Below are 7,737 nucleotides of genomic sequence, written 5' to 3'. Positions count from 1 at the left end.
GGGCGCGCGCCGGCCGCGGGGGGGTGGGGGCGCGCGCGCGCGGGCGGGCCCGCGGGGGGCCCCCGGGGGGGGGGTGGGGGCGCGGCCGGCCACCCCCCCGCCCCCCCCCCCGAGGTGACCTGGTTAGTTACAGGTCGTGATGCTCAGGCTGCTGTCACCGCAGAGCAGCAGGCTCGCGCGGCTGCCGCCACCCGTCATCTCGGTGGTCTCTTCCTTCGGGGTCTCCATCGACTGCAGGTCAAGAAGCGTCATGTCAGATCCTCTTCTTCCTTCGAGTGGTGCGATGGGTCACGACCCCGGTCGGGGCCGGCTTGTGGGCCGCCGCGCTGTCGCGCAGCGGCGGGAGGAACGGCAGGTGCGCGCGCCCGCCGGGCGCGGCGCTGCCGAGGGCGAGGAGAGTGCCGGCCGTGCCCGTGGACAGGTCCATGGACAGCCGCATCATCTGCTCGCCCGGGAAGGCCAGATGCCCCTGGTACGGCACGGCGTGCCGGGCCAGTGCGTCGACCTGGCGGGCGATGGCTTCGGGGCCGCTGCCCGGGCCGGGCGTGGTGGTCCGGGCCAGGTGGAGGATCATCCCGGCGGCGCCGCGCATCAGCCCGGGCTGGGCGTAGAAGGTCGCCTGCGCCGCCCGTACGATCTCGACCCGGGCCTGCTCGAAACGCTCGTCCGGCCCGTGTTCCAGCCAGTCGTCGAGCACCATGCCGATGCCGACGCTTCCCTCGCCGAGGTACGGCATCGTGCGCCAGCCCTCGTTCACCTGGAGGGTGCCGTAGGCGCTGGTGACGCAGCGGTCGAGGTCGCGGTGGAGCGCCCGGGAGGCCTGGACCAGCATCTCCTTGTCGCCGGTGCGCTCGTACAGCCGTACGAGGAGCAGCGCGAGGCCGGAGTTGCCGTACAGCAGTCCCGCGCGGGCGGGGTGCTGCTCCGGCCGGGTGACCAGTTCGGCGCAGCGCAGGGCGGCGGCGTGCAGGGCGCCTTCGCCGGCGGCGGTGCCGAGCGCGTCCAGGGCCAGGCCGATGCCGGCGAGTCCGCTGTGCAGGTCGGGGCCCGCGCTCTGCCACGGCTGGTGCAGCAGCTGGTCGGCGAGGTCGAGGGCCCGGCCCGGGTGTCCGAGCCGGTGCAGCGTCCAGGCCGTGCCGGCGAGGCCGTCGTAGAAGCCGAGCGGGGTTCCCGACAACGGTTTCGCGGTCCGTTCGAGCAGCCATTCCTCGGCCTCGGGCCAGGGTCCGGCGCCGGTCTCGGCCAGCGCGTGGAGCACGCCCGCGATCCCGTACCCGAAGCCGATGCCTCCGCCTGCGGTCGCGAACTGCGCGAGGTCGCCCGGGACGAGGCGGTCCTCGCGGTCCGGGGTGGCGCTCGCGCGCAGCGCCGCGGTCATCGACGTGCGGGCGGCGGGCCAGTCCCCCGGCCGGACGGGCAGGTACGGTCCGGCCGGCGCGGGCTGGCGCCCGCCCGGTGCGTCCTGCGGGACCCCGGACAGGATCTCCTCGACGGCCTCGTCGAGGAACTGCCGTGGTACGGGGAACTGTTCGGCGATCACGGCGGCCAGATGCGCGGCCTTGGCCCGGTCGAGCACGAGCAGGCTCGTCAGCGGGAGGAACAGGGCGAGCCGCAGGCAGGCGAGGGCGTAGCGGTCGACGGAGAATCCGCGCCGCTCGGCCGGGGCGACGAAGGCGGGGTTGGCCACGGTCTGGCGCAGCCCCTCGTCGACGTGCGCGGCCGCTTCGAAGTCCAGGAGGGAGACGGTGGGTTCGCCGGTCTCGTCCTCCGCGACCATGATGTTGAAGAGGTGGAGGTCGTTGAAGACCACCCCGCGGGCGTGCACGGCGTCGACGGCCTCGGTGACCCGTCGGTGGACGGTGAGGGCCCACTCGGTGTACGCGGCGAGTTCGGCGGGGCCGGGATCGGCCTCGATCAGCGGGTGGCGGCGGGCGAAGTAGGTGTTGAGCGGTTTGCCGGCGAGGTGTTCCAGCGCCAGGAAGTGGTGGTCGCCGACCGCGAACGTACCGAGGACCGCCGGAACGCAGTCCAGGCCCTCGAGCCGTTCCAGCGCGGCCCGTTCCCGGTGCAGCCTGGTCACGGCGTCCGCTCCGTCGGAGGCGAGGCCCGCGTACGGCCGGGCCTCCTTGAGCACGACGGGCTCGCCGGTGCGGGTGTCCTTGCCGACGTAGACGCCGCCGCCGTTGGAGAAGTGCAGCGCCCGTTCCACCGTGAAGGGGATGCCGGTCAGGGTGACCGCGGAGCGGGCCGCGAGGTGCGGCTTCAGGAACGCGGGCAGTTCGAGCCACTCGGGCGGCTGGAAGACCGGCCCCCGGCGGTCCGGTACGAGCCGCCCGTCGGGAGCCTCGATCGCCGGGACCAGCTCGCCGTTCTCGTCGTAGCAGTGCCGCAGGGTGAAACTGCCGTAGCGGAGGTGGACCGGTCCGGCTCCCCAGCGCAGATCGCTCAGGACGTACGGGCCGGCCGCTCCGTCCAGGGCGGTGTCGAGGTCCTGCGCGATCCGGCCGCACTGCTGCTCGTCGGCCGGGTACACGGTGATGAACTTCCCGCTCCCCGCGCGGTCGGCGTACTTGGCGTTGCGCAGGTGCAGGAGGTACGGGCTCGGGACGAACTTGAAGGCGATGCGGCGGGCGGTGCAGTACTCGTACACCGTCGTCAGCAGCGACTCTGCGTTGTCGAGCGTGGCCGAGACGTGGATCTTCCAGCCCTGTGAAGGCAGTTCGGCGTCGACGGGACGCAGCGCCAGCCAGTCGCCGCTCCGGTGGGAGCGCCATCCCGACGGGACGGGGGCGAGCGCGGCCCGGTAGCTCTCACCGGCGCGCCGGTACGGCGCGTCGTAGAACCAGCGGTCGGCGTCGCAGTATGCCGCGTACCCCTTGTTCACACCTGCTCCCTCGGTCGGTTGCAGACATGACCGTGTCACGTCAGGAGGAGGCGGCGACAGTCACCGTTGTCACCGGCGGATGTGCAGTACTCACGAGTCACATGTCGCGGGGATCCGCTTTCCGCCGGGGCCACTTCGACGTCAGCTTCGTCACCGGCCAGGCCTTCGCCACCGACCACGGCTCCGGCCTCGCCCCCTGCCTCGCCCCCTGCCTCGGCGCCTCCCTCTGCGCCGGTGCGCGTTCCGGCCTCGGTTCCGGCACGGAGGCGGCCACCGGCCCCGTCCCGGCCCGGGCCTGCCGTCCGGGCCCGGCGCCGGCGGGAGTCCCGGGCGCGTGCCGGCGGGGGCGCCGGTGCCACCAGTGCCTGCGGCGCGGATGCACGGCCCGCCCCAGCCGCCGGCCGATCAGCAGGTACCCGAGGAGGGCTCCGGCCGTGTTGAGGATGACGTCGTCGATGTCGAAGACGCGTCCCGTGACGAGGGCGCCCTGGATGAGCTCCACCATCGTCATCAGACAGACCGTCACGACGCCCACCCGCAGCAGCCCCCGGGCCGGGGGCATGAGGACGGGCAGGAGCACACCGAACGGCACGCCCAGCACCAGGTTGCCGCCCAGCTGGCGCACCGCCTCGAACGTCGGCGCCCCGTCCAGATACGCGCTGATCGAATGGCCGGGCCGGACGTTCGGGTGCACGAGGGCCGCCGAGGCGGCGGACGGTTCCAGGGTGAGCCGGGCCAGGACCACACTGAACAGGACCGTCCCGACGAAGGCGGCCACCATGGCCAGTGCCCGGATGGCGGGATGTGCCCCGCGACGTCGTCCTCCGTCGGCCGGTACGGGACCTTCTGCGGGCTCCACAGCGCGCCGCGGCGCGTATCTCCATGTCATGGGCGGCGTCTACCCTGCGACGGGTCCGGTACGCGGCGGGCGGTGAGGGGCGGGCGGTTCGCAGGCACCCCTGACGGCCCGTCACGGCGGCACCGGTGAGGGCGGAGCCGCGGACGCCCCGTCCCGCGGGCGCATGCCCACGGGTCCTGTCGGGCACGCGCGGGCCATGACCGACATCTCCCGCGGCGCATCGCGTCCAGCACGTCCGGCGACCGCCTCACTCACGGCGCGCACCCGCGCGGAGCTGCGGCGTACCGCCGTCCGCGTCTGGACCGACAATCTCGCCGACCACGCGGCCGCCCTGACCTACTACGCCGTGCTGGCGCTGCTGCCCGCGCTCGTCATCGCGGTCTCCCTCGTGGGGCTGCTGGGCGGCGCGACGAGGGACCGGCTGACCGCCGACCTCACCTCGTACGCACCACCGCAGTCGGCGCAGGTGCTGCGCGACGCGCTCGGCGGCCTCGCCGCGGAACACTCGTCGATATGGGCCCTGATGATCAGTGGCGGGCTGAGCGCCCTGTGGTCGGCGTGCAGTTACCTGGCGGTGTTCCGCCGGGCCCTGCACGCCATGCACGGGGTCCCGGACACGCGGCCCGCGCTCCGTGCCGCCCACACCCTGGTCATCAACGCCGTACTGCTGCTGATCCTGCTCGTCGTGGGCGCGGTGGGACTGGTCGTGTCCGGGCCGCTGGCCCGTTGGGTCGCCCACACCGCGGGCCGGGCCAGCGCCGACGGCATCGCGCTCCTGCGCTGGCCGGTGCTGCTGGCGGTCGTCACCCTGCTGGTCCTGATGCTCTTCCGCACCGGCCCGGCCCAGAGCCGGGGCACCCGCCGGGGCCTGCCCGGGGGCGTGCTGGCGGCCCTGCTCTGGCTGGCCGCCTCGGGGCTCTTCACCCTGTACACGCAGCTGGACACGTACGGCCGGCTCTACGGCTCGCTCGCCGGCATCGTGGTCTTCGTCGTCTGGCTCTGGCTCGCCAACCTCGCCCTGCTCACCGGAGCCCAGTTCAACGCCGAGCGGGCACGGCGGCCGTACGCGGAACGGACGCTGGAGCCGGACGCCCGACCGCGGGACTGATGTCGCCTCGCCCGGGGCCGCGGGCCGGCGGCGGGGACGCCGCACGTGCACGGCGCTCGAAAGCGGGTAGGCGGGCGGCATGATCACCTCACCCGCCCTCGCGGCTTCGGGCTCCTCGTCCCTGCTCCTGATCGTTGTCGGCGTCATCGTCGCGGCGCTCCTGATCGCCGCGTTCTGGTACGGGGCCCGGCGCTCGGCACGCCGCCGCGACCCCGGGGCGCGGCCGGCCGATCAGACCCCACAGGCGCAGGCCCGGCAGGGCTCCTGGCAGACGCCCGAGGAGGACCCCGGTCAGCAGCGCCCCCGCCCCTGAGCACGCCGACGGCCCGGCCGGAGGGTCCTCCCCTCCGGCCGGGCCGTTCCGTGCCGCATGGTTCACCTCGGAGAAGACGGCCACCACTCCGGCGGCCACCATGAGCGAGGCGCCGACGCAGAAGGCGAGCACCGCGTCGGACACGACCCCGCTGGAGGTCAGGTGCGCGAAGAGGAGCGGACCCGAGATGCCGCCCGCCGCGGTGCCGACGGCGTGGAAGAAGGCGATCGCCATCGCGCGGGTCTCCCTCGGGAAGATCTCGCTGACGGTCAGATAGGCCGAGCCGGCTCCCGCGGAGGCGAAGAAATGCAGCACGCACCAGCAGGCGGTCATCGTCGCGGCGTTGAGGAGGCCGGCGCCGCAGAGCAGGTGGTGTGGGGGTCCGTGGGGTGTGCGGCCCGCCGGCCGGTGGGTGCTGCCGGCGGGCCGCGGGGCGTCCGTGGTGACCGCGCTGGTGCTGCTACCAGTAGATGACGACGAAGCCGTCGCCGCCGTTCTGGCCCGGGGCGCCGGGTGCACCGTTGACCGCGGCCGCGCCGCCCGCTCCGCCGTTGCCGCCGCGCACGGAGTTCGACGGCACGCCGACGATGCCGTCGGCGGGGTCCCCGCCGGTGCCGTTCGAACTGCCCGCGCCGCCGGGCCGGTTGACTCCACCCGTGGAGCAGGTACCGGTGCCGCCCACGCCGGGCGTCCCGGGAGCGCCGTCGGCGGTCGTCCCGCCGCCACCGCCGCCGCCACCGCCGCCGCCGGTGGCGGTCAGCACGACGGAGCTGTTGGAGGACTTGGTCAGGGTCGTGGAGGTCCCGACGGTACCGGCGGTACCCGCGGTGCCCGGCTGTCCGTTGGTTCCTCCCGGACCGCCGTCGCCGCCGTCGCCCGCATCGCCGACGTCCACTCCGTAGGTGGCGTGGGGCTTCACGTCGACGAGACACCAGGTGAAGCCGCCGGCGCCGCCACCTCCACCGGTTCCGCCGGCGCCGTCGTTGTCCGGAGTGCCTCCGCCACCTCCGCCGCCACCGCCGCCACCGCCAGCGCCCCAGGCCTGGACGAACACCGAGGTCACGCCTTCGGGCACCGTGAAGGTGTTGTCCGCGGTGAACTGCTGCAGACCGTGCGGAACCGAAGGCTTCTCCCGGTCCCGGTCCCGGTCCCGGTCCTTGTCCATGGGCTTGGCCATGGGCTTGCCCCGGCCCGCGGGCTTCGCGTTCTGCCCCGACGGCTTGGGTCCGTCAGCGAGCGCCGCCGGGGCCAACGCCATCAGCTGACCGGTCAGAGCGGCCGCGACGGCGACGGAGGCGAGCAGGACCCGGGAACGGCCCCGGGGCCGTGCGGTGACGGCCCTCTGGTGATTCAGGTTCATGACTTCCTTCCCCGCCGGCGGCCAGGGCCGCCGCGGAGTGCGATGGGTCGGGTCGGGACGTGCGTGACCAGCACTTCCCGCGCCGGGTGGCTTTGCGCGGCTCATCAGACCCGCCCGCTCCGCCGCCGTCACGCCGACAGGGCCGAGGCTATGGACCAGTCAGGTGAGCAGTTCATCCGACCAGCACAGCCGCACCTGGGACCGCATCCGGGACCACGACCGGACCCGCACCGGGAACAGCACCGGCGACCCGACCGGACCGGACCGGACCGGCAGCCCAGCACCAGGTCCGCCGCCGTGGCAATTACCTCCGCGGTCATCGCAGCGTCCCACCGCCCTCGCCTACGTTTCAGCCATCGCGCACACCCCGGAACGAAGGAGCTCACCGTGTCCGCTTACGGCTTCGCACACCTCCGCAGCCGCCGGCACCACTCCGATGTCATCGCGTACTTGTCGCGCATCCAGGAGACCCTCGACCCCTTCGCGGGGCGCTTCGTCATCCACGGTCCGCCGGCCGAAGTCGTCGAGGGAACGTGGCCCGGCAGCATGGTGCTGATCGAGTTTCCCGGACTCGCCGAAGCCCGCGCCTGGTACGACTCCCCCGCCTACCGGGCCATCCTGCGCCTGCGCACCGACCACATCGAGGGCGACCTGCTGCTGATCGAGGGCGTCGGGCCGCACTACGACCCGGCCGAGCGAGCGCGCACATTGCGAACGGAGGCCAGCACAGAGGCCGTTCGTCCGCCCGGGACAGTGGCCTGACGCGGCGCTAGAAGGCCGAGTGGGTGAACCAGTGGGAGAGCAGGTCCGGATCGCCGAGCAGGCGGAAGGCGTCGCCGCGGTGGTCCAGGCGGCCGTAGAGGAGCAGGAGGAGATCCGCGGCCGTTCCCTGGACCGTGGCATCCGCCGCGCGGGGCTCGGCGCGGTCGGCCACCAGCGCGAAGCCGTCGGGACGCAGGCCGACCAGCCAGTCGCCGTCACCGCTGCCGTTGCCGTTGCCGTCCGTGCAACGGAAGCGAAGGGTGCGGTCAGGGGCGCGCAGTTGGGCGGTCAGCGGTGCGAAAGGCACGGCGAACGGCAGGTTGGTGAGGAACTCGTCGATGCCGTGGGCCCCCCCCGGGCGGGGGGGGGGTGGGGGTGGGCCCCCCGCCCGGTTGGGGGGGGTCCCCCGGGGCGGGGGGGCGCACTCGCTAAGCGCGCCCCCCCCACCCCG

General features: G+C 74.1%; 8 protein-coding genes and 2 pseudogenes. 3 read left to right on the top strand and 7 right to left on the bottom strand.

The window, feature by feature from the left end; all coding sequences use genetic code 11:
• Nucleotides 1-123: 123 nt before the first annotated feature.
• The 3 genes from ACWF9Z_RS02085 to ACWF9Z_RS02075 form a co-directional block, all read right to left on the bottom strand.
• Nucleotides 124-252 carry a SapB/AmfS family lanthipeptide gene (locus tag ACWF9Z_RS02085; RefSeq protein ID WP_327308514.1) on the bottom strand — a complete coding sequence of 43 codons (129 nt, stop codon included), beginning with the start codon at nucleotides 250-252 and terminating at the stop codon, nucleotides 124-126.
• Between the two features lies 1 nt (nucleotide 253).
• Complete coding sequence (gene lanKC / locus ACWF9Z_RS02080) at nucleotides 254-2,884, bottom strand: class III lanthionine synthetase LanKC (RefSeq protein ID WP_453596469.1); 2,631 nt, start codon at nucleotides 2,882-2,884, stop codon at nucleotides 254-256.
• Nucleotides 2,885-2,981: 97 nt separating this feature from the next.
• Nucleotides 2,982-3,665, bottom strand: a complete 684-nt coding sequence (locus ACWF9Z_RS02075; protein ID WP_453596468.1) for a VanZ family protein — start codon at nucleotides 3,663-3,665, stop codon at nucleotides 2,982-2,984.
• A gap of 274 nt (nucleotides 3,666-3,939) precedes the next feature.
• Here ACWF9Z_RS02075 and ACWF9Z_RS02070 point away from each other — a divergent pair, with 274 nt between their 5' ends.
• Together ACWF9Z_RS02070 and ACWF9Z_RS02065 are read left to right on the top strand one after the other, a co-directional pair.
• Entirely contained in the window at nucleotides 3,940-4,851 is a 912-nt protein-coding gene (locus tag ACWF9Z_RS02070; protein WP_453596466.1) for a YihY/virulence factor BrkB family protein, read from the top strand.
• Between the two features lie 79 nt (nucleotides 4,852-4,930).
• Complete coding sequence (locus ACWF9Z_RS02065; protein WP_453596464.1) at nucleotides 4,931-5,164, top strand: DUF6479 family protein; 234 nt, start codon at nucleotides 4,931-4,933, stop codon at nucleotides 5,162-5,164.
• A 63-nt stretch (nucleotides 5,165-5,227) separates the two neighbouring features.
• On the opposite strand, the pseudogene ACWF9Z_RS02060 reads toward ACWF9Z_RS02065, so the two are convergent.
• Nucleotides 5,228-5,530: pseudogene (locus tag ACWF9Z_RS02060) on the bottom strand (MFS transporter); the annotation flags it as partial.
• A gap of 94 nt (nucleotides 5,531-5,624) precedes the next feature.
• Nucleotides 5,625-6,524 (bottom strand): hypothetical protein, encoded by a 900-nt coding sequence (locus ACWF9Z_RS02055; protein WP_453596462.1) that lies wholly within the window; start codon nucleotides 6,522-6,524, stop codon nucleotides 5,625-5,627.
• A 387-nt stretch (nucleotides 6,525-6,911) separates the two neighbouring features.
• Here ACWF9Z_RS02055 and ACWF9Z_RS02050 point away from each other — a divergent pair, with 387 nt between their 5' ends.
• Complete coding sequence (locus ACWF9Z_RS02050; protein ID WP_453596461.1) at nucleotides 6,912-7,286, top strand: DUF1330 domain-containing protein; 375 nt, start codon at nucleotides 6,912-6,914, stop codon at nucleotides 7,284-7,286.
• Nucleotides 7,287-7,293: 7 nt separating this feature from the next.
• Here the strand turns inward: ACWF9Z_RS02050 and ACWF9Z_RS02045 are convergent, their stop codons facing one another.
• A complete protein-coding gene (locus ACWF9Z_RS02045) occupies nucleotides 7,294-7,593 on the bottom strand; it encodes an SCP2 sterol-binding domain-containing protein (RefSeq protein WP_453596459.1) in 300 nt (99 codons plus the stop codon).
• Nucleotides 7,575-7,737: pseudogene (locus tag ACWF9Z_RS02040) on the bottom strand (hypothetical protein); the annotation flags it as partial. The pseudogene ACWF9Z_RS02040 and the gene ACWF9Z_RS02045, both read right to left, overlap by 19 nt.

Source organism: Streptomyces sp. NPDC054961 (genome assembly GCF_053609145.1).
This window is presented reverse-complemented; position numbering and strand designations above follow the sequence as displayed.

Excerpts from the sequence above, each read along its gene's own strand:
- ACWF9Z_RS02055 (WP_453596462.1), bottom strand. The coding sequence starts at position 6,524 with ATGAACCTGAATCACCAGAGGGCCGTCACCGCACGGCCCCGGGGCCGT.
- ACWF9Z_RS02085 (WP_327308514.1), bottom strand. The coding sequence starts at position 252 with ATGACGCTTCTTGACCTGCAGTCGATGGAGACCCCGAAGGAAGAGACC.
- ACWF9Z_RS02075 (WP_453596468.1), bottom strand. The coding sequence starts at position 3,665 with ATGGTGGCCGCCTTCGTCGGGACGGTCCTGTTCAGTGTGGTCCTGGCC.
- ACWF9Z_RS02070 (WP_453596466.1), top strand. The coding sequence starts at position 3,940 with ATGACCGACATCTCCCGCGGCGCATCGCGTCCAGCACGTCCGGCGACC.
- ACWF9Z_RS02065 (WP_453596464.1), top strand. The coding sequence starts at position 4,931 with ATGATCACCTCACCCGCCCTCGCGGCTTCGGGCTCCTCGTCCCTGCTC.